The organism is Corynebacterium pseudotuberculosis, assembly GCF_002155265.1.
Lineage (GTDB): Bacteria > Actinomycetota > Actinomycetes > Mycobacteriales > Mycobacteriaceae > Corynebacterium > Corynebacterium pseudotuberculosis.
On sequence record NZ_CP021251.1, the window covers coordinates 620,698 to 644,198 of the forward strand.

Annotated in this window: 19 protein-coding genes, 2 rRNA genes and 1 pseudogene; 14 read left to right on the forward strand and 8 right to left on the reverse strand. The window is 52.4% G+C overall.

What is annotated here, in order from left to right; translation table 11 throughout:
- Positions 1–210 precede the first annotated feature (210 nt).
- Both CpATCC19410_RS03005 and rrf read left to right on the forward strand, forming a co-directional pair.
- Positions 211–3,293, forward strand: a 23S ribosomal RNA gene (locus tag CpATCC19410_RS03005).
- A gap of 113 nt (positions 3,294–3,406) precedes the next feature.
- Positions 3,407–3,523, forward strand: a 5S ribosomal RNA gene (gene rrf / locus CpATCC19410_RS03010).
- A gap of 109 nt (positions 3,524–3,632) precedes the next feature.
- Here the strand turns inward: rrf and CpATCC19410_RS03015 are convergent.
- A complete protein-coding gene (locus tag CpATCC19410_RS03015) occupies positions 3,633–4,616 on the reverse strand; it encodes a pseudouridine synthase (protein WP_013242874.1) in 984 nt (327 codons plus the stop codon).
- Between CpATCC19410_RS03015 and CpATCC19410_RS10800 the strand changes: the two genes are divergently transcribed.
- From CpATCC19410_RS10800 to CpATCC19410_RS03025, 3 genes are all read left to right on the forward strand, one after another.
- Entirely contained in the window at positions 4,609–4,752 is a 144-nt protein-coding gene (locus CpATCC19410_RS10800) for a hypothetical protein (RefSeq protein WP_014301029.1), read from the forward strand. The genes CpATCC19410_RS03015 and CpATCC19410_RS10800 overlap by 8 nt on opposite strands.
- A 175-nt stretch (positions 4,753–4,927) precedes the next feature.
- Positions 4,928–5,827, forward strand: a complete 900-nt coding sequence (locus tag CpATCC19410_RS03020) for a universal stress protein (protein WP_014401463.1) — start codon at positions 4,928–4,930, stop codon at positions 5,825–5,827.
- 349 nt (positions 5,828–6,176) lie between these two features.
- Positions 6,177–6,434 carry a GlsB/YeaQ/YmgE family stress response membrane protein gene (locus tag CpATCC19410_RS03025; RefSeq protein WP_013242872.1) on the forward strand — a complete coding sequence of 86 codons (258 nt, stop codon included), beginning with the start codon at positions 6,177–6,179 and terminating at the stop codon, positions 6,432–6,434.
- Between the two features lie 55 nt (positions 6,435–6,489).
- Here the strand turns inward: CpATCC19410_RS03025 and CpATCC19410_RS03030 are convergent, their stop codons facing one another.
- Complete coding sequence (locus tag CpATCC19410_RS03030) at positions 6,490–7,218, reverse strand: queuosine precursor transporter (RefSeq protein ID WP_014301028.1); 729 nt, start codon at positions 7,216–7,218, stop codon at positions 6,490–6,492.
- A 178-nt stretch (positions 7,219–7,396) separates the two neighbouring features.
- On the opposite strand from CpATCC19410_RS03030, the gene CpATCC19410_RS03035 reads away from it, so the two are divergent.
- Positions 7,397–8,023, forward strand: a complete 627-nt coding sequence (locus tag CpATCC19410_RS03035) for a TetR/AcrR family transcriptional regulator (RefSeq protein WP_014301027.1) — start codon at positions 7,397–7,399, stop codon at positions 8,021–8,023.
- Here CpATCC19410_RS03035 and yidC read toward each other — a convergent pair.
- A complete protein-coding gene (gene yidC, locus CpATCC19410_RS03040; RefSeq protein ID WP_014401462.1) occupies positions 8,020–9,267 on the reverse strand; it encodes a membrane protein insertase YidC in 1,248 nt (415 codons plus the stop codon). The two genes, CpATCC19410_RS03035 and yidC, sit on opposite strands and share 4 nt — an antisense overlap.
- Positions 9,268–9,418: 151 nt before the next feature.
- On the opposite strand from yidC, the gene CpATCC19410_RS03045 reads away from it, so the two are divergent.
- The gene (locus CpATCC19410_RS03045; RefSeq protein WP_013242868.1) at positions 9,419–10,306 is read left to right on the forward strand and encodes a class E sortase; all 888 of its coding nucleotides are present in this window, start codon (positions 9,419–9,421) and stop codon (positions 10,304–10,306) included.
- Positions 10,307–10,459: a hypothetical protein gene (locus tag CpATCC19410_RS10805; protein WP_013242867.1), complete on the forward strand. Its 153-nt coding sequence runs from the start codon at positions 10,307–10,309 to the stop codon at positions 10,457–10,459. It abuts the gene before it with no gap.
- Between the two features lie 72 nt (positions 10,460–10,531).
- Here CpATCC19410_RS10805 and CpATCC19410_RS03055 read toward each other — a convergent pair whose 3' ends face one another.
- Positions 10,532–11,104: a DUF2020 domain-containing protein gene (locus tag CpATCC19410_RS03055; protein WP_013242866.1), complete on the reverse strand. Its 573-nt coding sequence runs from the start codon at positions 11,102–11,104 to the stop codon at positions 10,532–10,534.
- Between CpATCC19410_RS03055 and CpATCC19410_RS03060 the strand changes: the two genes are divergently transcribed.
- Both CpATCC19410_RS03060 and CpATCC19410_RS03065 read left to right on the forward strand, forming a co-directional pair.
- The gene (locus CpATCC19410_RS03060) at positions 11,103–12,428 is read left to right on the forward strand and encodes a sensor histidine kinase (RefSeq protein ID WP_013242865.1); all 1,326 of its coding nucleotides are present in this window, start codon (positions 11,103–11,105) and stop codon (positions 12,426–12,428) included. The two genes, CpATCC19410_RS03055 and CpATCC19410_RS03060, sit on opposite strands and share 2 nt — an antisense overlap.
- A gap of 146 nt (positions 12,429–12,574) precedes the next feature.
- Positions 12,575–13,213 (forward strand): response regulator, encoded by a 639-nt coding sequence (locus CpATCC19410_RS03065; RefSeq protein WP_013242864.1) that lies wholly within the window; start codon positions 12,575–12,577, stop codon positions 13,211–13,213.
- A 48-nt stretch (positions 13,214–13,261) separates the two neighbouring features.
- On the opposite strand, the gene CpATCC19410_RS03070 is transcribed toward CpATCC19410_RS03065, so the two are convergent.
- Positions 13,262–13,582, reverse strand: a complete 321-nt coding sequence (locus CpATCC19410_RS03070; protein WP_013242863.1) for a histone-like nucleoid-structuring protein Lsr2 — start codon at positions 13,580–13,582, stop codon at positions 13,262–13,264.
- 524 nt (positions 13,583–14,106) lie between these two features.
- On the reverse strand, positions 14,107–14,739 hold the full coding sequence (locus CpATCC19410_RS03075) for a DUF6474 family protein (RefSeq protein ID WP_013242862.1): 633 nt from the start codon (positions 14,737–14,739) through the stop codon (positions 14,107–14,109).
- A gap of 158 nt (positions 14,740–14,897) precedes the next feature.
- Here CpATCC19410_RS03075 and CpATCC19410_RS03080 point away from each other — a divergent pair, with 158 nt between their 5' ends.
- Both CpATCC19410_RS03080 and CpATCC19410_RS03085 read left to right on the forward strand, forming a co-directional pair.
- Positions 14,898–16,460 (forward strand): TM0106 family RecB-like putative nuclease, encoded by a 1,563-nt coding sequence (locus tag CpATCC19410_RS03080; protein WP_013242861.1) that lies wholly within the window; start codon positions 14,898–14,900, stop codon positions 16,458–16,460.
- A gap of 54 nt (positions 16,461–16,514) precedes the next feature.
- Positions 16,515–17,873 (forward strand): glycosyltransferase 87 family protein, encoded by a 1,359-nt coding sequence (locus CpATCC19410_RS03085; protein WP_014401461.1) that lies wholly within the window; start codon positions 16,515–16,517, stop codon positions 17,871–17,873.
- On the opposite strand, the gene CpATCC19410_RS03090 is transcribed toward CpATCC19410_RS03085, so the two are convergent.
- Entirely contained in the window at positions 17,854–18,174 is a 321-nt protein-coding gene (locus CpATCC19410_RS03090) for a nucleotide pyrophosphohydrolase (RefSeq protein ID WP_013242859.1), read from the reverse strand. The two genes, CpATCC19410_RS03085 and CpATCC19410_RS03090, sit on opposite strands and share 20 nt — an antisense overlap.
- A 225-nt stretch (positions 18,175–18,399) precedes the next feature.
- On the opposite strand from CpATCC19410_RS03090, the pseudogene uhpT reads away from it, so the two are divergent.
- Both uhpT and CpATCC19410_RS03110 read left to right on the forward strand, forming a co-directional pair.
- A pseudogene (gene uhpT / locus CpATCC19410_RS03100) lies at positions 18,400–19,826 on the forward strand (hexose-6-phosphate:phosphate antiporter UhpT).
- 1,028 nt (positions 19,827–20,854) lie between these two features.
- The gene (locus CpATCC19410_RS03110; RefSeq protein ID WP_014522909.1) at positions 20,855–21,799 is read left to right on the forward strand and encodes an Abi family protein; all 945 of its coding nucleotides are present in this window, start codon (positions 20,855–20,857) and stop codon (positions 21,797–21,799) included.
- 386 nt (positions 21,800–22,185) lie between these two features.
- Here CpATCC19410_RS03110 and CpATCC19410_RS03120 read toward each other — a convergent pair whose 3' ends face one another.
- The gene (locus tag CpATCC19410_RS03120) at positions 22,186–23,397 is read right to left on the reverse strand and encodes an MFS transporter (protein WP_013242854.1); all 1,212 of its coding nucleotides are present in this window, start codon (positions 23,395–23,397) and stop codon (positions 22,186–22,188) included.
- Between the last annotated feature and the right edge of the window lie 104 nt (positions 23,398–23,501).

Below are 23,501 nucleotides of genomic sequence, written 5' to 3' on the forward strand. Positions count from 1 at the left end.
AAGTGTTGTTTGTTGTGTTGGCATGCTGTTGGGTGTCTGGGATGATGCACTGTGGTGTTGATTCTTGTGGCTGCTTGTTGTGCTGGTGGTGATCCTGTGTGGGTTGTTGTTGGTGTGGTGGGTGGTTGTGTTGTGTGAGAACTGTATAGTGGACGCGAGTAATAATCTTTATTCTTTTTAGTTCTTGGTATTTTTTGTTTGCATATTTGTGTGTTGTTTTTTAAGGGCACACGGTGGATGCCTTGGCATTATGAGCCGATGAAGGACGTGTAAGGCCGCGATAGGCCTCGGGGAGTTGCCAATAGAGCGTTGATCCGAGGGTGTCCGAATGGGGAAACCTGGCTGCAGTTATGTGTGGTTACCCTTCAGTGAATTCATAGCTGTTGTGGGGGTTTACGCGGGGAAGTGAAACATCTCAGTACCCGTAGGAGAAGAAAACAATTGTGATTCCGTTAGTAGTGGCGAACGAACGTGGATGAGGCTAAACCATGTGCGTGTGATACCTGGCAGGGGTTGCGTGTGTGGTGTTGTGGGGTGTGTGCGTGAAAAGGCTGCCATCTTTTTGCTGGTTTGTGCATGTGTTAGCGGAAGTGGTGTGGGAACGCCTGCCGTAGAAGGTGAGAGTCCTGTACGTGAAAGCATGTGTGCGCTGGTTGTGCATGTCCCCGAGTAGCAGCGGGCTCGTGGAATCTGCTGTGAATCTGCCGGGACCACCCGGTAAGCCTAAATACTTGTGATGACCGATAGCGGATGAGTACCGTGAGGGAATGGTGAAAAGTACCCCGGGAGGGGAGTGAAATAGTACCTGAAACCGTGTGCTTACAATCCGTCAGAGCCTTTTTTGTGGGGTGATGGCGTGCCTTTTGAAGAATGAGCCTGCGAGTCAGCGGCATGTCGCGAGGTTAACCTTTTGGTGGGTAGCCGTAGCGAAAGCGAATCCTAACGAGGGTGTTGTTAGTGGCATGTCCTGGACCCGAAGCGGGGTGATCTACCCATGGCCAGTGTGAAGCAGAGGTAAGACTTTGTGGAGGCGCGAACCCACTTAGGTTGAAAACTGAGGGGATGAGCTGTGGGTAGGGGTGAAAGGCCAATCAAACTCCGTGATAGCTGGTTCTCCCCGAAATGCATTTAGGTGCAGCGTTGCGTGTTTCTTGCTGGAGGTAGAGCTACTGGTTGGTTGAGCGGGACTACAATCTTAGCAATGTCAGCCAAACTCCGAATGCCGGTAATGTTATAGCGTGGCAGTGAGACTGCGGGGGATAAGCTCCGTTGGTCGAGAGGGAAACAGCCCAGATCGCCGGTTAAGGCCCCTAAGGGTGTACTAAGTGGAAAAGGATGTGGGATCGCGAAGACAGCCAGGAGGTTGGCTTAGAAGCAGCCATCCTTGAAAGAGTGCGTAATAGCTCACTGGTCGAGTGGTTCTGCGCCGACAATGTAGTGGGGCTCAAGTACACCGCCGAAGCCGCGGCAGTCAACTTTTTGTTGGTTGGGTAGGGGAGCGTCGTGCATGTGGTGAAGCATTTGGGTGACCGGGTGTGGAGTGTGTGCGAGTGAGAATGCAGGCATGAGTAACGAATGAAAAGTGGAAAACTTTTCCGCCGGATGACTAAGGGTTCCTGGGTTAAGCTAATCTTCCCAGGGTGAGTCGGGACCTAAGGCGAGGCCGACAGGCGTAGTCGATGGATAACCAGTTGATATTCTGGTACCCGTGGTGATGCGACAAGTGGTGAATCAGTGGTACTAACCGCCCATTAATTGCATGTGTTCATACTTTGTGTGGGTGTGTGTGGTTGTGCGTGGGACCTTCGTTGGTAGTAGCCAAGTGATGGGGTGACGCAGTGAGGTAGCCGAGCCACTTATTGGATTGTGGTGTAAGCGTGTGGCCCGTGGCATAGGTAAATCCGTGCTGCTTGTAAGGGTGAGGCGTGATGCGTACCCTTTTTTGGGGATGTTGGTGATCCTGTACTGTCGAGAAAAGCCTCTAGCGAGTGTCATTATGGCCCGTACCCTAAACCGACACAGGTGGTCAGGTAGAGAATACTAAGGCGATCGGGTGAACTGTGGTTAAGGAACTCGGCAAAATGCCCCCGTAACTTCGGGAGAAGGGGGACCATTGTTGGTGACAGACTGATGGAGCTGATGGTGGTCGCAGAGAATAGAGGGAAGCGACTGTTTATTAAAAACACAGGTCCGTGCGAAAACGTGGAAGTTGATGTATACGGACTGACGCCTGCCCGGTGCTGGAAGGTTAAGAGGACCTGTTAGATCTCTTTTGGGGGTCGAAGCGGAGAATTTAAGCCCCAGTAAACGGCGGTGGTAACTATAACCATCCTAAGGTAGCGAAATTCCTTGTCGGGTAAGTTCCGACCTGCACGAATGGCGTAACGACTTCCCTGCTGTCTCAACCACAGGCCCGGTGAAATTGCAGTACGAGTAAAGATGCTCGTTACGCGCGGCAGGACGAAAAGACCCCGGGACCTTCACTATAGCTTGGTATTGGTGTTTGGTTCGGTTTGTGTAGGATAGGTGGGAGACTGTGATACTGCGCCGCTAGGTGTGGTGGAGTCGCAAGTTGAAATACCACTCTGATCGGATTGAGCACCTTAACCTTGGCCCATGATCTGGGTTGGGGACAGTGCCTGGTGGGTAGTTTAACTGGGGCGGTTGCCTCCTAAAATGTAACGGAGGCGCCCAAAGGTTCCCTCAGCCTGGTTGGCAATCAGGTGGTGAGTGTAAGTGCACAAGGGAGCTTGACTGTGAGACTGACAGGTCGAGCAGGGACGAAAGTCGGGACTAGTGATCCGGCACCTACTTGTGGAAGTGGTGTCGCTCAACGGATAAAAGGTACCCCGGGGATAACAGGCTGATCTTCCCCAAGAGTCCATATCGACGGGATGGTTTGGCACCTCGATGTCGGCTCGTCGCATCCTGGGGCTGGAGTAGGTCCCAAGGGTTGGGCTGTTCGCCCATTAAAGCGGCACGCGAGCTGGGTTTAGAACGTCGTGAGACAGTTCGGTCTCTATCCGCCGTGCGCGTTGAAACTTGAAGAAGGCTGTCCCTAGTACGAGAGGACCGGGACGGACGTACCTCTAGTGTGCCAGTTGTCACGCCAGTGGCAGGGCTGGTTGGCTACGTACGGAAGGGATAACCGCTGAAAGCATCTAAGCGGGAAGCCTGTTTTAAGATGAGGTTTCTTTTGAGGTTCCCTCGAGACGAGGGGGTTGATAGGCCAGATCTGGAAGAGTGGTAACACTTGGAGGTGACTGGTACTAATTTACCGATAAACAACCATTTGTGTGTGGATGTGTTGTGCCTGGAGCGTTTGAAAAAAGAGTGTTTGTGTTGTTGCTTGTGTTCACTGTGCAGTGTCTGACATGACATGTGATGTGTTGTGTTGTATGGATGTGTTGGTGGTTATTGTGTCGGGGGTACGCCCGGTCCCTTTCCGAACCCGGAAGCTAAGCCCGATTGCGCTGATGGTACTGCACCTGGGAGGGTGTGGGAGAGTAGGTCGCCGCCAACCACAAAACTTGATATTGGTGAGGGTGGGTGAATGAGAACGTGTGTTTTCATTCACCCACCCTCCCCTTTTTGCATACCCAAAACCCCTCCTGGACAGAGGGGGTATGGGTTTATTGCAAGGTAAAACACCGGGGGGTGTTACTGAAGGGGTCTAGGAAGGTGAGTTGATAAGCCGTGAGGTGCATAGGCACCCGGAAATCTTCTACTTCTTCTGCAAGAATAACGGGGTAGGCGGGATCCCCTAGGATAGGAACACCAGCTGCCCACATATGCAGACGTAGCTGGTGGGTGCGTCCCGTGTGCGGTTGAAGCGTATAACGTGCCAGGGGTGTGGTGACGTGGTGGAGCTTCTGTAACTGTGCTGTTTCTTGTGCGTCGAGCTCGGTGACGTCGACAAGCAAAGTCTCGGCGTTTGGGGGGCCTGGGACGATGTGACCTTGCATATCGCCTGGTGTTTTGATCATGTGGTCGCGCCAGAGAGTATTACCGGTTAAGTCTTCACTGAAGGGCGCGATCGCATGGTAAGTTTTGGTTACTTTTCGCTCGGCGAAGAGGCTTTGATAAGCGCCGCGAACTTTACGGTTCTTGGTGAAAACCAAGATGCCAGAGGTGAGGCGGTCGAGACGGTGCGCAGGCGAGAGATCGCCGTTGCCGGTCGCGCGACGCATCTGCACGGTGGCGGTTTGGGTAATGTGCTTTCCTCGCGGCATGGTGGCCAGGAATGGCGGTTTATTCACCACAAGGAGATTGTCGTCCTCGTAAATGGTTTCGCAGCTGTATGGGACCGGTATTTCCGGAGCCGGGGTGCGGTAGAACCAGATATCCTCGTTGGCTTTGAGCGTTGACTCTGGGCTGGCTATGCGGAACTTAGGGCCGATGATCACCTGGTCGCCCTGAAAGCGGCTAAGGAGTGCCTCGGTGGTGTCGTCAGGGTGACGACGGCGTTGCGACGCTATGAGGTGCCATACAAACTCGTAGGCGCTCATCCCGGCGTGTTCTTCGGATACCCTCACCCTGGTGGGGTTGAGACCATTTTTTACCGGTAAAGGTGCTTGACCGCGAGGAAAGTGTACTACCCTATCTTCCATGGACATTAATGCTATCTTGCTTCCGGTTATGAACTTCTTTAGCCAAGGTATTGGCCGAGTTATTGCGGATATTCTTCACGCGATTTATTCCTTCTTCTATCCTTCCAATGCCCCTGCAGCGACCCTTCCCGTGGAGAAGTAACCCGGGAATAGCGATTAACTGAGATTTTGTAGTACCTGCAGACTGGTTGCAATTGGTAGTGTGTGGCGTTATCGAGCGCTAACATAGAAAGTGTGATTGACCACCATAGGGTGGGTATATCAGCCATAGTAGATGCGGAGATCCCGTGTCGCCCCGTGAAGAAAGGCTCAGGAAAATGACTGCCGAGAACATCGTCGTCGTCGCAGTTGACGGCTCTGAAGCATCAAATAATGCGGTTCGCTGGGCGGCAAACACCGCAAACAAGCGTGGTGTTCCGCTGCGCTTGGCCGCCAGCTACACCATGCCACAATTTCTCTACGCTGAGGGAATGGTTCCGCCTCAGGAGCTTTTCGACGAGCTCCAGACGGAGACCATGGCAACAGTCGAAGCTGCTCGAACCCTCGCGCATGAGGTAGCGCCAGACATCAAGATCGGCTACACCATCGCGGAGGGGAGCCCCATAGACATGCTCCTGGAAATGTCTAGTGAGGTCACAATGATTGTGATGGGCTCTCGTGGCTTGGGCGGCCTGTCCGGCATGGTCATGGGCTCCGTTTCTGCTGCTGTAGTAAGCCACGCTAAGTGCCCGGTGGTCGTGGTTCGTGAGGATAACCAGGTAACTGACGCCAACAAGTATGGTCCGGTTGTCGTCGGCGTGGATGGTTCTGAGGTCTCCCAACGGGCAACTGAGTTTGCTTTTGAAGAGGCTCAGGCTCGAGGTGCCAAACTTGTTGCTATCCATACGTGGATGGACATGCAAGTACAGGCCTCTCTTGCGGGCCTGGCAGCGGCGCAGCAGGAATGGAATGTTATTGAGGAAGAGCAGACGCAGCTTCTCCATGATCGCATTCAACCCCTGCTGGAGCGTTTCCCCGACGTGAATGTAGATATGGTGATTACCAGGGATCGGCCGATTCGTGCTCTGGAAGATTCTGCCAAGGATGCACAGTTGCTGGTCGTTGGTTCTCATGGACGCGGTGGGTTCCGCGGTATGTTGCTGGGATCCACATCCCGTGCGTTGCTCCAATCGGCGCCGTGTCCGATGGTGGTAGTACGCCCGCCTGATAAGGATTAATAGCGTCTTGCTTGCATAGCCGGCCTCTTTTTCGGGGGCCGGCTATTATGTGTTCTGATTCACCCGGAAAACGACCACGGGTGGGGTTTAAAGGGGGAAAAGCCTGGAGAATCTCGTCGATTAGCTATTCTTTGTTCAATTGTTATCTTTAATGAATATATGCGGATCGTCGTGGCAATCTTTAGGTTACGGAACTGCAAAATAAGCGTATTTACAGGGGTTTTGAGGGGATAAAGATCAACGCAAACGTATTTTTCAGCCTAGCCTGGTGAGTAGTAAGTGAGCACTGGACTTTGAGGGCATAGGGTCCCAAGACGGAGCTCAAATAGAAATTATTTAAGGAGTCAACATGCTAGGTCTAGGAATTATCGGTTGGATCATTATTGGTGGTCTTGCTGGCTGGATTGCCTCCAAGATCAAGGGCACTGATGCTCAGCAAGGTATTGGCCTTAATATCCTCGTGGGTGTTGTCGGCGGCCTTCTTGGAGGTTGGCTCCTGAAACTATTTGGTGTAGATGTTGCCGGCGGCGGCATTATCTTTAGCTTCCTTACCTGCTTGCTTGGTGCGGTGATTCTGCTCAGCATTGTTCAATTGGTTCGTAAGTAGCGGATCAACAAAATAAGGGCGGACGAGTGCTCCTCGTCCGCCCTTTGCTATGGAATTAGTAATTTTCTTTCTTTTTTACCCATGCAATAGCTGCATATGTGATGGGCAGGACAAGTATTTCTACTGCGGTTTTCCAGAAAAACCCTACGAGAGTGTAGTTTGCCGTATCTGAAAAAGTAGTGATGCCGATGACGGGCGCGGCGATAAGGCAAAAAATAAGAGTATCGCCGAACTCCCCCACAATGGTTGATCCTATGAGCCGGACCCACAAAGAACGTTCTCCAGTGCGTTTTTTGATAGCTACGAGCACATATGAGTTGAGAAGCTGCCCTACAAGATAACCCGCAAGCGATGCTAGGACGATGCGTGGTACTAATCCTAGGACAGCGGCAAAAGATTCTTGCCCAGTGTAAAAGTCTGCAGAAGGCAGCCAGATCGCCACATAGAAGGAGATCACGGCTACAAGCATGACAAAGAATCCAGTCCAGATGGCGCGTCGAGTAGCCCGGAATCCGTAGCATTCTGAAAGAACGTCGCCGATGACATACGCGGCGGGGAAGAGGAAGAATGCACCGTCTGTAATGATGGGGCCGAGGGCTACGCCTTTGGTGGCGTTGATGTTAGAGATGAGGAAGATAGCCACGAATAACGTGAGCAGCAATGGATAATAACTGCGTTGCACGGCGATGAAGCGTGCCGGTTGGGAAGGAGCTGGGTTAGTGACGGACGCAGCGGAATTATCGGCTGCGCCCTGCCCAGGGTTGAGCGGGTCGGAAATAGTCATGGATCGTATCGTGCCATAACAGAGGCGAAAAATTATAGCCACTAGCACTTATGGGTAGTTTCCTTGTGTTCAGTGAGTAGACTAGTCTGTACATGCCTGCTGGAATGGCCTGACAGTAGTTGCACGTAGTACCCTTTACATTCGTTATTACTAGCCCTATGGGAAGGAAGTGGCTCTTTTGGCCGAGGCGAAGAGTACGAAAACTGCGGGGCGGCGTCGTAACCGCCCGAGTCCGAGACAACGCCTCCTAGAAAGCGCTACACGTCTTTTTACTACCGAGGGAATCCGGGTCATCGGTATTGACCGGATACTCCGGGAAGCGGATGTGGCCAAAGCCAGCCTGTACTCACTTTTTGGGTCTAAAGACGCACTTGTTATTGCCTATATAGAGAACCTGGATGAGCAATGGCGTGCGTCCTACTATGAACGCACAAAAAATATGGTCCAGCCTGAAGATAAAATCCTGGCTTTTTTTGATCAGTGCATCGAAGAAGAACCACAGAAACAGTACCGAGGATCTCATTTTCAAAACGCTGCCAATGAGTACCCGCGTCCGGAAACAGATATGGAAAAGGGAATTGTGCTGGCAGTAAAAGAGCATCGCGACTGGTGTTTGAAAACACTCACCGATCTGCTGACAGAGAAGAATGGTTATCCCGGAACCACGCAGGCGCATCAACTTATGATTTTTCTTGATGGCGGCCTGGCCGGAGGGCGCCTTACTCATTCATTGGAATCGCTCAAGACTGCCCGCGACCTGGCCGTACAGCTTTTGTCCGCGCCTCCCGCCGATTATTCAATTTAGGTAGCTTCTGTAGTTTCCTCAGGAGGATTGCCAGCTGACTTCTTAGCGCGTGCGGCAGCTCGCTCAGCGCGTCTTTTCTCCGCGGCTTGCTTCCTTTCCTCAGCTCGCTCCTTGTCTATCTCATCTCGAGACGCTTTCCGCTCCTGGGCAAGGGCTTTTTTACGCGCCTTTTCTTCCGCCTTTGCTGCGCGACGAGTCTTTTTAATCTCTGCTATCTCTACCTGATAGCGGGGGAAGCGCCAAGGCATGATGATTGAAGCAAGACGTTTGCGTCGTAAAGCTCGGACGCTAGCCTTTTTCTCTTGGACGCGCTCGCGGCGCTGACGACGTCGATGAGCTTGGAAAGCCTGATGCTCCTTATCAAAGGGATACTTGATACGAAGCACCAGATACATCAGGGCATTTTGGATCAGCGTCCACAGGTTGTTAGCCACCCAGTACATGCAAATAGCTGCGGGAATAGGAGACCTAAGGCCCAAACTGATCAGCATCAGTGGGGTGAAAAAGATCATGATGATGAGAAGGCGGTTGAGCTGTACCGCCAGGCCCGAATCATGATCCACTGAATAGTTGTTTCGAACTACGGAAATAATCAGGTTGATTACTGTAAAGACGCAAGCTGCGATGATAAGCGGGGTGACAAAAGCATGGACGGCATCATAGGTAGTGTTAAGCCTGGCAAATTGCTCTGCAGACATAGCGTTATATGCCGGAAGTGGCACGTCAGAGACGCGTGATTCCAAGAAAGCACTGACATCGTCTGAGGAGAGCAGTCCAATAGGAGCATGATTGTTTGCGTCCAGCCCTTCCACGGGCCGCGCCATACGCAGTAATACTTGATAAAGACCAAGAAAGACAGGAATTTGAATCAATGCAGGAACACAGCCTGATTTAACGCTGTAACCGTACTCTTTGTGCAGCTCTTTTTGTTTCTGCTGATATTCGAGGATTGACTCCTTATCCGTCTTTTCCTCGTACTCCTCCTGCAATCGCTTGAGTTTGGGGCGCATCAGAATACCTGCGCGTCCGGACTTGAGCTGTATCCACGTAAAAGGCGCCACGATACCGCGGACCGTGATAACCAGGGCAAACAAGGACAAAGCCCATGCAAGTGAGGCTGGCACACCGAGCATGTTGGCCAAGAAGAGGTGCCAAAGCTTCATCACCCCAGACACTGGGTAGATAAATATCTCTATCACGAGCGGTACTGTCTCCATTCCAACCTGCGTGCGCATTATGCACATCGACGAGCTATGAATACACCGGTGCGGTAGCTCTGGTTACAAGCTCAGCGTAGTAAAAGAACAATAAAAAGAGTACGCGTAGTAGTGGAAGACATGAAAAAGCGGGCTAGACTACTTCTACCTACCTGAATTAAAGAAAATTAAGGAAGCCATGACCAGTTCTACAGCCCCAGGTGTCTCCTCGGGGGGAGAGCCGCAACATAGACATGGAGTCGGTCGGCACAGCGCGTCTGAGTCAAAGACCGGAAGCCATAAAAATCGTCCACGCATAACCTTCACCCAAATCCTGGGTGAGATTTTGTTGACTGCGGGCATCCTTTTCTTTCTCTTTGCCTTCTATGAGTCCTATTGGACCAATATTGCATCGGGTAAAGCTCAGAATGAGGCTAATAACCAGCTGCAGAACCAGTGGGATAACGAGCGAGTAAATCCACGTAAAAAGATAGCGCCTGAGCTTGGTACGGCCTTTGCCCGGATGTACATACCGGCCTTTGGCTCAGACTTTCAATTTGCGATTGTTGAGGGGACCGCGGACACCGATCTAGAGGCGGGGCCAGGGCATTACCACGATACGCAGCTGCCGGGAGAGAAAGGTAACTTTGCTGTCGCGGGACACCGAGTGGGTAAGGGCGCTCCCTTTAATGATTTGGGGAACTTGCATGCATGCGATGCCGTAGTCGTGGAAACCCAAAACGCATGGAATGTCTATCGGGTTCTTCCCATCGATTCCTTTGGCGAACAACGCCGCGCGGATGCTGAGCGTTGTCTCACGCCGGAACAGATTGAGCGCGTTGTAAATGGTGATTATTCCAGCGTTAGCGGTCGGTATATCACCACTCCCGGTGATGTGAATACGATTAGTTCTCTTCCTGGCACAGACATCACCACGGCAGGAGACGACATGGAGGGCGTAATGACGATGACCACGTGTCATCCGCAGTTCTCTAACGCAGAACGCATGATCGTTCACGCAATGCTCACTGAGACGATTCCCAAGAATGGTTCTGGAGAAAAACCCGCTGCATTGGAGGAGAAGTAAATGTATGGATTATTTTGGCGCTGTCTTCCAGGCCCATGGCCGGTAAAAGCTTTTCTTGCTCTTGCCGTTGCTGTGGCCGTGTTCTTCCTCCTCATGGAAGTTGTTTTCCCATGGGTATCCGCTCTTATGCCTTATAACGACGTAGCAGTCTAAGCATGTGAGCTGCACGCGACATATAGAAAGAGGCTACCGATCGCATCGGCAGCCTCTTTTCTGTGAGGACCTCTACAGCGCCAATCTGGAGATGGTTTCCTTGGCAATCAACTCTGCCTTGAGTGATTGCTGCTGATTGCTGAAGACCACGACCGCCACATTGCCCTTTTGCACCGCGTAGGTGGCGCCTTTATCGTTGCCGATGCGCCCGCCTGACCAGCCTGCGGGTTCCTCGGCGGGCTCGGTAGTGTCGATGGGAGCGGCCCAGTCGACGACCTTGATAGCCTCTTGTTCGGTAGCCATGTGCCGTACGATCACTGTGGCTTGGGGATCCTCAGGATAAGACCAGAAAACGCAGGCGGGGGTATCAAAACGAGAATCCACGCCTTGGGCGACCATGCGCTGGCCATTGGTGTCTGCGACCCAATTCGAGTCGAGATAAGGACATTCTGTCCAGCCGTTTTTGCCCTCTGGGATTTCTGGAAGGGCCTCGGCGGGGAGCCCCGAATCGGGGAGAGGGGCCTCATTAGTAGCCCCGGTTGCAGAGGCAGAAGCGGCGTCAGATGACGAAGTTGCGTTGTTTCCACATCCGGCTGCCGTCAGTGCCACTGCAATAAGAGCTATAGGCAGTAAGGTACGTCTCATGCGACTAAGCCTAGATCCTCAAGACCCTAATAGTGCGCGTCTTCCCCACGAGAGAGGGCATAGTGGCGATGAAAAAATTGCAGGGGACACGCCATTAGGGCTTTTCGACGTCACAGACGGGAGCCGCATAGATGGGCACTTAGAGGCTCACGCGGGGCAACCTGGTGCAGCGCTCTATTACCGGGCGATGAACATTTTGACCACGGTTTTGTTGATTGTCTCCGTGGGAGGGGTTGTGCGCTTAGACACCCGATCAGCGATGATCGCGGTAGCGCTTAGCGCCTTTTTTGCGCTTATTTACTCGCTTATTGTGCTCCGCCAATACACAAAGCTATGGCAGATCCTGCTTCTTCTTGCTGCATTGACGCTGGTATGGGTTCTGATGATTCCGGTTATCCCGGTATCCGTGTACATGGTATTTCCGCTGTTTTTTCTATATTTACGCGTATTGCCAGACATACGGGGGATCATTGCGGTCATTGGCGCAGCCCTCATCGCGATCTTTAGTCAGATGCCAGACCTCACTCTAGGAGCAGTTATGGGTCCGCTTGTCTCTGCTCTTGTGGTTATCGCGATTCACTTTGCTTTTGAGGCGATCTGGAAGGGCGCACGAGAGCGCGATTTATTGATCCGCGAGCTTATCTCTACGCGTTCACAGCTGGCAGAGACAGAACGCGCGGCAGGAGTGGCTGCCGAACGCCAGCGCATTGCGCATGAAATTCACGATACGCTGGCGCAGGGGCTATCGAGTATTCAAATGCTGCTGCGGGTGTCAGAACAAGATATTAAAAACTCCAGTATGAGTGAGGCCGAACAAGCTGTTCCTCTGAAGCGGATGGAGTTAGCCCGCACTACTGCTGCAGATAATTTGAGTGAGGTGCGCGCGATGATTGCGGCGCTGCAGCCGGCGGCGTTGAGTAAAACCTCGTTGGAGGGTGCGTTACATCGCGTTGCTGAACAGATCGTTTCTCCGGAGATTTCTATTCTGGTTGAAGGGGTAGAACGGCAGTTGCCTATGCGTACAGAGGCCGCCTTGCTGCGTATCGGTCAGGGGGCGCTGGGGAACGTCGCAAAGCATTCTCAGGCGACGAGGTGTCAAGTGACTCTCACGTATGCGGATGATGAAGTACGCCTGGACGTTGTGGATAACGGTCAAGGATTTGACCCTGAACACGTGGCTAACCGCCCGGCAGGGCTAGGGCACATCGGGATTAACGCTATGAGGCAGCGAGCAGAGGAACAGGGCGGAACTCTTGAAGTGGAATCCGCGCCGGGTGATGGCACAGCTGTATCTGTGGCGCTTCCCATACGTGCGGAGGCTTAATGCTCAAAGTACTGTATCTATCTTATGGATGGGGTAAAGCGGCAGGTGACACGATATAGAATTACTTACAAGGGTGGGCTAAGTTAGTTGTGTGTCTGCCCCGCCAGTGCGTGGCGTAGCAGGAAAAAGAAAGGCGTGATCATCACATGATTCGAGTTTTGCTTGCCGACGACCACGAGATCGTTCGACTTGGTCTGCGTGCAGTTTTAGAAAGCGCGGATGATATCGAGGTTATCGGTGAGGTAGCCACCGCAGAAGGCGCTATAGCGGCAGCCCAAGCGGGTGGCATCGATGTGATTCTCATGGACCTACGCTTTGGGCCAGGGGTAGAGGGCACTCGGCTGACCAACGGTGCCGACGCTACAGCTGAGATAAAACGGACCATGGAAAAATCGCCTCACGTATTGGTGGTAACCAACTATGACACCGACGCAGATATCTTGGGCGCGATTGAAGCAGGCGCACTTGGCTATCTGCTTAAGGACGCTCCGCCGGAAGAATTGCTTGCTGCAGTTCGTTCTGCCGCTGAAGGCGACTCCACGCTTTCCCCCACGGTAGCCAACCGTCTGATGACGCGCGTCCGCACCCCGCGTACCTCATTGACCCCACGGGAGCTAGAGGTATTGAAATTGGTGGCTGGAGGTTCCTCCAACCGCGATATTGGTCGTGTTCTCTTGCTCTCTGAGGCTACAGTGAAGAGCCATCTTGTTCATATCTATGACAAGCTGGGTGTTCGCTCGCGTACCTCGGCGGTCGCGATTGCTCGGGAGCAAGGCGTTTTGTAGGACGGAGTCTTGCGCGCCTGTGGTGGGGAGGCGCGTGTGAGGCATCGTCTAGCGCTTGTGGGCTTGGACGTATGCGTCAATGACCTCTTGCGGGATCTTGCCACGTGCCGCAATATCTATTTTTTTAGACTTAGCCCACTGCCGCACGTCCTTGGGGTCGTGACCCACGGGGGTGCGCTGGCTCATAGTTCTGGAGGCCTTCTCCGTATACGGGCGGATTGCCTCGCGGAACTTTTCTGCGTTTTCTTCCGAGAGATCGATGGTGAAGTCTTCTCCATCAAAGCTAAAAGAGATAACTCGGACCTCGGACTCATCGAGGGGCGTATTATCTATGTCATCAAAAAACTGGGTGATTTCTCGGCGTGCCATGTTAATGCCCTTTTACTATTAATCGCTCACTGCGCTTACCTATGCACTTGTATGCCTATGCATCGGTAGGCGTTTGTAACAAAGAGGCATGTGCCAGCATTGCTAAATTCACGATCAAAGATATGCAAACAATAAAGAATGCTCTTTGAGGTGAACTGATTTAATATATTATCTCTAAAACTTTCAATTACTAGACGCCTTTCTGATAAAAAATTAATTTTGGCCGTATTTATGGAATGTATTTAATTCCTTTTTGTTATTGCTTTGATATCTTCCTGGTGAATTTTATTGCCATTTTGAGATGGAATCTTTTGAACATAATGTTCTTTTGTGAATTTTTCTCAATTTCTAAGATATTCCAAAATAAGAGTTTTAATTTACTTATTTCGTATGGTGGGGAGATATAGCATAAAAATTATGGTGTTTAATTCGTATGGGGGTAGAAATATAACAATAAAAAATGAGCCAAATCGGTGATTTGACTCATTGAAACCCCACTAAGGCGATGGGGCAGTGGGTTGGCTTTAGCTCTCAATCTTGTTTTGGATCTGGCGTCCCAACTGATCTAAATCCTTATTGATGCTGCGGTGACTACGTTGACGCAGTTCGGGGGTCATAAACTCTGCGTTGTCTACGGCAAAGTCGAGATCCTGAAGGCGTTGTTCAACGTCAGTGACAAAGCCCTTGGGCAGAGAAGAAAGCTTGACGGAGCTATTCATCCCCGCAATGCGTGCCTTAATTTCTGCACCATGCCCGCTGAATCGCCCCAGGTCTTCTGCGCTGACTCCCAACTTCATGGCACGGCGCTTAGCGGCTTCTTCTTTTGCCAGTGTGATTCCCCGATAGACGAGGGGAAGGGCGATTGGGATGATTGCTCGGGCTGCACCTGCATAGCGCAGTATATTATTCTTATTAAACTTGCCGGCTTTGAGCTGTTCAAGGGTATTTTTAGCCATTTTCTCTTCGTGCTTACGCTTGGCTTTGAGACCCTTTTTCTCTTCCTTGAGCAACTTCTTTTCTTGACGAGCAAGGAACTTATCGCGTTTGAACTCGAGTTTGGCAGCTTCCTTGGCTTCCTGGCGGGCACGCACCTTGGCAGCTTTGATCTCTGCCTTGGTTTTTGCGCGTGCCTTACGGATAGATTCAAACAATCCCATGGTTGTTTCCTTCACTCGTACGTATGCTCGTCTCTCGATTCTAAGAGTATCGGTGGGGAGGGCGATACCTCGTTGACATAACAACGTGTTGTGTGATCCTCACCGGAACCCAGTTCAATTCCACAGTACCCGTACTCGTGCAATAGGCTGGGATACTTGTGGAAACCGATATATGCTTGCAACCTTCTGATCTGGTGGGCTGCCGCTACCGGCTCGTACAAGCTAGTCGGCACCCAGGCGTAGCGCCAACGCACAATTCCCAGCTCAGATATGAACGTCGTATGCAGGCAAAGGAAGAGGCTCGTGCGTTTTTCCCCACCGGGCCGAGCATAGGAGACCCCCGGAATTTCCTGCGCATCGATATCCCCCCGCAGGGGAGCACCGCATCAGAAGCAGTTGGCACGGAAGCTGTTGAAACGGACCCAGACGCGCCGTGGCTTGCCACATTGGAGGCGCTTGCCGCGCAGGCCACCATTATCACTAATCCTGTTCTCCTAGGGGAAGACGATGGCCGAGCGTGGCGAGTACGTCTGGATGCCCTGGTGCGTAGATCCGAGGGGACCTACATGCCGATCCTTATCTCTAACCACCGGATAGCTAGGCCACACCATCAGAAAACAATTAAGGTGATGGCTACCTCGCGTCTGGGTCTGGGCACTCCCTACTCTGCTCATTTCAAGCTCAAACACCATGCTGCAGATTCTTATACCTTGGCCCTTGCATCACGCGCGCTTGATCGCCTGGGAGTGGGAAGTAGCCGCGCCGGGTTGATAGGGCAGGATCGCGAGCTGGTTTTCCTTCTTAATACAGATTTCTTTCAGCAAGGTCTTGATGTTGCTCTTGCGGTTCCGGACCCGGAGCATGCTCGTCGCGTTAAAGAATGCGCAAGCTGTAGATATTGGGATTTCTGCGAACAGGAGCTGAGGGCCTCCGATGACCTCAGCCTTTTTCTTTCGGGTGATCGTGGCGATCCATATCGGGAGCGCGGTATCACTACTGTGGATGGGCTTGTCGACGCCAACCTAGGGGCGCCCTCGCAGCTCGCGCGGGCATGGCGCGACGGGGTAGATATATTGCGAAAGTCTCCTGATGTAACCTTCCCGCGCTTTGATATAGAAATTGATATTGACGTGGAAGCCTATTTGGACCAAGGAGCCTATCTTTGGGGCGCGTACGACGGCGAGGAGTACCGACCCTTTGTCACGTGGGAGGGCCTTGGTGACGAGTCTGAGGCACAGGCGTTTGCAAAGATGTGGACGTGGCTCAAACAGCGGCGTAACGCGGCGATTGCAGCTGGCAAAACCATAGGCGTGTTCTGCTATTCCTCTCACGGGGAAAACCACTGGCTTAAATTTTCCGCTCGCCGCTTCCATGGACGCTATGAGGGGGTTCCTAGTGAAGCCGAGGTTTCTCAATTCATTGCTTCTGATGAATGGCAAGATGTTTTTGTGGCTGTAAAAAAGCAACTTGCTGGGCCAAAGGGACTTGGGCTCAAAGTGGTTGCACCCGCAGCGGGGTTCCATTGGGATGCTGAAGACGTTGACGGAGAGACAAGCGTGCATCTTTATCGGGAAGCCACAGGAGACGTTGTTGGGGCTGATTGTGAGGCCGCTCGGGCTACTCTCCTGAGCTATAACGGCGATGACTGTAAGGCCACGGCTGCCGTGCGTCGTTGGTTGTCGGAGGGCGCGCCGGGCGTTCCGGCGCTGGAAAATGGCTAAAGAATTTGCCTTGAATTTGGTGCTCTGAATACTGTTGCTGCTGTGAATAAACAAATGCCCAGTTCTGGCCCACAATTAGCGGCAACCCTCGCCAGAGTGTCGGCACGGCGCTCGACCTGGGCGGCGTCGATAGTGCTTAGCGTTATTATCCTAGGCCTATGGCTGGTGAGCAAAGACATCCTGTTTTTCCGAGGCATCCCTGACAATTTTGATGCGTACTTCCGGTACCACATCGATTTCGATGTATACCGCGAAGGTGCCAAGGCCTTTCTCGCTGGCGATAACCTCTATACTCGCGGCTATTCAGTTGGCGGCGTCTCACTGCCGTTCACATATCCCCCCTTTGCAGCACTAGTATTTGTGCCCTTTACGTTGCTTAGCGTCAACTTTGGTGCCACGATCTTATGTTTAACGTCGGTGCTTGCCCTATGGTGGTGCGTGGTTTTGGCAACACGCAGCGTTATGCCCGATTGGGGTAGGGCATCCGTGTATGGTTTTGCCGCAGTGATTCTGAGCGCGGCGCTTCTCATGGAACCTGTCAGAGACACCATGGGGTTTGCTCAGGTCAATGTGCTTCTTATGATGCTCGTCATCATCGATGTTCTTGCCCGTCGCACGGTGCTCCCGCGCGGCAGTCTGGTAGGAATCGCAGCTGCTATCAAGTTGACGCCGGCGGTATTCGGCTTGTACTTCCTGATCAAAAAAGACTACAAAGCTGCCGCTTGGAGCGTTGCTTCCGGCATCGGTGTGACCCTTATGACCTGGCTGATTGCGCCGCAGACCTCCAAAACCTACTGGTTTGAGACTCTAAGCGACCCGGGTCGCATTGGGGATCTCACATGGCCAAGTAACCAGTCCTTCCGAGGGGTCATCGCCCGCTTCTTTGGTCAAGAATCGCACACCACTTTATGGGCAGTAGCCTGCCTCCTTGTTTTTGCGGTACTCGCATGGTTGATGTGGGTGCTGCTTGGTCGCGGGCACGCGGCCGCCGCGCTATGCGTAAATTCCCTGTTGGCGCTCCTCTGCTCTCCAGTATCGTGGTCTCATCACTGGGTTTGGGTAGTAGTAGCTGTTGCAGTGGCTATCGTGACGGCTGCCCGTCACTGGGGGATGTCCGCCGCGGCCTACCCATTGATGGCCGGCAGCGTTGGTGCTGTTGTTATTACCGTGTGCAGTGGGCATTGGTTGCTGCCGCGTTACGACGGCGCACCTATGCGTTGGAACCTGGCCCAACATCTTTTTGGTGATTCCTACGTGCTTATGGCGATCCTGGTGCTAGTGGCTATGAGCGTTTGGCTGATCAAGCCATGGGGGATGCTAGCAGGAAAAGTACTGGGGAACATTACATATGCTGTGGCAGCGGGATGGGCTGTGGTGAGCGGGTATACGCTTTTTACTTCATATCCTTTTTAGCCGGGGATGTTTGGGCTACAGGATATTTGATTGCTGTTTGCTTCATCTTATTGATTATGAGGTCATGTGGGTTTGACCCAAGTTCGTGCGCCAGAAGATACGCGTAGGAGAGAACATCGGCTAGCTCATCACGCACAGCATTGATGTCTGTGACCTGATCATCCCACTGGAAGCATTCCAAGAGCTCACCAGCCTCAATGGCTACTGACTTGGCTAGATTAGCCGGGCTATGGAATTGTGCCCAGTTTCGTTCCTCACGGAAATTCAATAAAGCTCGTAATGTTTCATTTTGATTAGACATGGGTCAAGTATCGCTTAGATGAGAGGCTTGGGCACTCCGGCGACACCCTTGAGCGCCAATCTGCTACCGTGGTTGACCTGCTGATGGTCCGTTTGCTTTTGAATGCGTTTTACTTGTGTTGTTTGGTGTGAGATTTTACATTGTTGTTCAGAGCGACCTGGGGGATTGAGGTCTTTAATAAAAATTATCCTTGTTAACCCTCTGTTCATCTGAAAGCATTCAGATATGACTTCCTTTTTCGATCTCAAGAAGATCCCCAACAAAGGGATTCCGCTGGAGCAGCAGAGAAAGGAGTGGCTGGGGCAGTTTCTCAAGGCGTTCTTCGTCGTCTTCTTCGTGTACATGTCGATGTACTTCATCAGGAACAACTTCAAAGTCGCTCAGCCAATGCTCAAGGAAGAGTTTGGCCTCACCACGCTTCAGCTGGGCTACATCGGTCTAGCGTTCTCCATTACCTATGGCATAGGTAAAACTCTGGTCGGCTACTTTGTTGACGGACGCAACTCGAAGCGCGTTATTTCGATGCTTCTGCTCTGTGCATCCGTCATGGTGCTAATGATGGGTCTGCTGCTTAGCTACTTCGGTTCTGTCATCGGAATCTTCATCGTTCTCTGGGGTCTGAACGGCCTCTTCCAATCCGCGGGTGGGCCCGCGTCATACTCCACAATCTCGCGCTGGGCACCTCGAACAAAGCGAGGTAAATACCTCGGGCTTTGGAATGCATCGCACAACGTTGGCGGTGCGCTGGCCGGCGGTATCGCACTATGGGGCGCCAACATGTTCTTCGGCGGAAATGTCGTCGGCATGTTCGTATTCCCGGCTCTCATTGGCCTTGCGATCGGTGCAATCGGCCTGTTTGTGGGCAAGGACGACCCCGAAGAGCTCGGCTGGAACCGTAGTGAAGAGATCTTCGGCGAGGCGGTCGAGGAGGAAAACACCGAGACAGAAGACTTAGCTAAGAAAGACGTCTTCTTCACTTATGTTCTAAAAATCCCTGGTTGTGGACTCTATGTATCGCCAACGTATTCGTCTACATCGTGCGCATCGGCATCGACAACTGGGCGCCGCTATACGTCACGGAAGAATTGCACTTTAGCAAGGGCGACGCAGTCAACACCATCTTCTACTTTGAGATAGGTGCCCTTGTAGCCAGCCTTCTGTGGGGCTATGTGTCCGACCTGTTGAAGGGGCGTCGGGCGGTGGTCTCCATTGGCTGCCTATTCATGGTTTACTTTGCGGTCATGCTCTACCGCAACGCTTCCAGCGTGATGATGGTTAATATTGCTCTGCTCATTCTCGGTGCACTGATCTTTGGCCCACAGCTGCTGATCGGTGTCTCGTTGGTCGGTTTTGTTCCTAAGCGAGCAGTCAGTGTGGCCAACGGTATGACTGGCACCTTCGGCTACCTTTTCGGCGACTCTATGGCCAAGGTTGGCCTCGCCGCGATCGCAGACCCGGAGAGGGAGGGCTTAAACGTCTTCGGCTTCCTGCTCCATGGTTGGGGTGCGGTGTTCACCGTGTTCTACTTCGCGCTGACTATTGGCATCCTTCTGCTGGCAATTGTCGCCATAGGCGAGGAGCGCAAGATTCGAAAACTGCAGGCCGCGGAAGAAGGTGGCGCGGAAGAGGACCGCGAGAAGGTGGTCGTTTAATGCGGTAAGTGCGGACTAGTACGGTTTTGTTGCCAAAGGTGTTCCGGAAGTAGTCGGAGGCGCTGGGTATTGTGGATTTTATTTTGCGCGCTGCTGTGGGCCGTGGGTTTTCCGGAGAAGGAATTTGTATCCTGGAAATTTTCATGGCACGACGGATAAAAATGCGCGCGAACCACATTTTCGTTGCTTGATCGGTTTACCATGAGCAGCAATAACCAAGCTAGATCTTGTTGGAGATAAACAACTTACTTATCCTTTTCCCGGGGGTAATAATGCCAACCAACAGCTTTCCAGAAGTCGTCCGTACCCCCGGAAAAGCAATTATCGGGTGCTTGCTAAAGACTTCACTTATAAGCTGAACAAACTCGGTACCGAAGCCTCGCCGTCCATATTTCTCTGGTTTTAGTTTTTAGACCAATGCCAAGGTAGCTATCGGATAAACCCCAGAACGTAATTTCGGCTCAACCGACTTCCAATACTATTTTCCTGGGTGTAGCCTGCTGCGCGGCGCAGGCTACGAAGGAGAAAATGAGCCGGTAAAGGTCACCTTCTGTGATGAAAGGAACCTGCTGGTTTCCGCCTATGGGTGGGAAGAGGGTAACAAAACGGAACTCTTGCAGTGGCCCTGGATAGCTTTGCTCGTGTTGGTATATTCGTGCGCTGTAGCCACATCACGACCACAGAAATAGACTTTGCTCTCGTACCTGACAGTTCGGGTAGTTCTAAAGGCGTCATTGGTGAATACCTAAAAGCCAGTAGTAACCATGACTACCTCCTTCTAAGAGTCAGAATTGACGTGAATTCCAGCAAGCCGTGGGTGCGCCCGCGCCAGGCTCTCACTCATACGCCTCAACCACGACTGGTTCCATCTCTGTGGAATGAGGGCTAGTTCTCATCTCCCCTATTTGGACGGTGCTCTGCTAGGTTGCGACTTGTCGGCGTGGTATTCTCGAGTTAACAGTTCAGCCCGCCTCAGCCTTTGGTTGAGAGTGGGCTGGATCTCTTTTAACAGGAAGTAGGGGCTAGGGGTGGCCGATCTGAAGCCTTCGACGACGCTGGCTGAGCAAGTTGATTTGCTGAGGTCACGAGGCATGATCGTCGATGAGACCTTGGCGTGTCAGTGGTTGTCAAACGTGAGCTACTATCGAATGTCGGCGTATTGGTACCCAGCACGCCGCTTCGATGTAACGGGCGCACGGGCCGATGACTTCATTGTAGGTACCTCGTTTGCTGATGCTGCCGCTCTCTACGAAGCTGATCGAAAACTGCGGGCCCTCACACACGATGGGATGGAGCGAATTGAGGTTGCCTTACGCACTCGTATCGGGAATCTTCTCTGCGAAACGGATCCCCTCGCCTACACAGACCCGGCAACATTCCGGTCGAACTTCCAGCACTCTCAGTGGATAAGCTTGGCGGGCAAGCGGATAGGTCGAGTTGGACGCAGCAATGAGGCAGTCAAGCATTACCAGAGTAAATACGCTGCCTCATTCCCGTTTTGGGTTTTAGCAGAAGTACTCGACTTCGCGGACATCTCCAAGCTTTTTGAGGGACTCCCATCACGCTCCCAACAAGAAATCGCCGAAGGTCTCAACTTTGTCGTTGATCTCTCCAGGCTGTCTGCAACCCAACGAGGCAAGGTCAAGAAGCAGCACCCGCTCGTACGATGGCTTGAACAACTCACCGTGGTACGCAACATGTGCGCCCATCACGCTCGTCTATGGAATAAGTCCTTCACTCCCGCCCCCACTGCTGCACTGAGAACTCAACCTGAACTTGTCACTCTGCCTGAAGGACAAAGCGAACGCCTCTTTGGAGTCCTTACTGTCATGGCACACACCTTACGGACCACGTCCCCAGCAACCACTTGGCCCGAAAAAATTGCAACGCTGATTCATGAATCTTTCCTCACAAACCCCCTCGTAGAATCCACGGCACTCGGGCTTCCTGATGACTGGAATGGCACCTTCTAATCAGGGGGCTCAGTTATCTATCCGACTCCAGTGGCAATGCCTTCGTAGAGGATTTGCTGTGGAAGTACGCTCGTGAATTGTTTGTACGGTGGCGTATTACGCGTCGGCGGTGAACATTGAGACGACGTATAGCTTCCTGATAGCAGAGGCAGCGCTGCGTGATGGCGTGTCCCCAACGGGTAAAATGCGGTTACTGGAATAGTAGCTAGTCACTTTAGAGGAGAGAATCATAAATTCTCTCACCCTAAATCATGAAGAGCTGGGTGTATCACAAGGGCTCGTGGATTTGTTATGGATTATGTAGGCAGTTGGATAATCCAATAGAAAAGTCGCACGTGCAGCGCCTGCAGGAGCGTATTGGCTCCGGAAGACATTGATAAAACGAGTCAGGTCGCGAGGCGTCGTAAAGCAACTGCGATGCCTAAAAGCGCTATGGTCCACAGGCTGAGCCAACCGATAAAACCATGCCAGCTCAGCGCGTCAAAAGCATAACCAGATAGCCATCCCACAACGGAAGACCCAACGTAATAACTGAGCAGATACATACTTGCGCCCGCTGCTCGGTGCGTTGTAGCTATTAAACCCACCCAGCCGGATGCAATGGAATGGATAAGGAAGAACGCTGCTGTGAATATGAACAGTCCTATAAGCGTGATCGTAAGGGAGTTCCAGAGCATGAGGGCTAGGCCTAATAGCATGGCAAGCGCTCCATACATCATTCCTCGACCGCGCCCTATGCGCCCGGCCCAAATGCCTGCGCGAGCGGAACTCCAGGTTCCTGCCAAATACATGAGGAATACAGTGCCTACCAAAGCCTCGGAAAGCTGGAATGTATGGATCATGCGGAATCCGATGTAGTTGTACACCGAAACGGAAATGCCGAGGCCGATAAAAGCAGTAGCAAATAATAGTGACAGGGAGGGCGTGGTCCAGTGTGCGAGCATCGTTGTGAGCTCATGCTTTATGCTTAAGGTCCGTGGTTGGAACCGACGCTGTTGAGGCAACATGACTGCCATAGTTATAGCCATGATGAGGGCGCACAGGGTGGTAGCAAACAGAGCCCATCGCCATGTGGTGATATCGAGGAGCAGCGCGGGGGTCAGCCGGCCGGAGAGCCCTCCTACCGTATTGCCTGCAATATAGATTCCCATGGCCTTGGCCAGGTCCTCGTGGTGGATTTCTTCGCTAAGCCACGCCATTGCCACCGCCGGGACTCCAGCAATGAAAATTCCCTGAATGGCGCGAAGCGCGATAAGGACCCATATAGAGTGAGCTAACGGAAGGCACAATCCCAGCATTGTGGCCAAAAGCGCAGAGATGACAAGGACTCGTCCACGCCCAAACCGTTCCGAGAAGATAGAAATAGGAACTATGCAAATTGCTAAGGCCCCTGTTGTGGCGGAAATAGTGAGCGCGGCCGTTGTGGGGCTTACATTCAAACTTGTTACAAGCGTGGGGAGAATAGCTTGCGTGCAATACAAAGCATTGAATGTGGCAAGCCCTGCGGCTAGGGAGGCGAGTACGGCTCTCCGGTAGTCGGTGCTACCTCGGCGTAACCCTTCCCGCCCAGAGGCAGGCAATGGCACTGGCGGAGACATGCTCCTATGGTATCTACCTCTGTGAAGATAAGTTTGGGGCCCGCAGCTTTATTGCAACTTTATTACTGTTGCGTCTTGGCGCTCGATTGCTCTTGAGCGCCAAG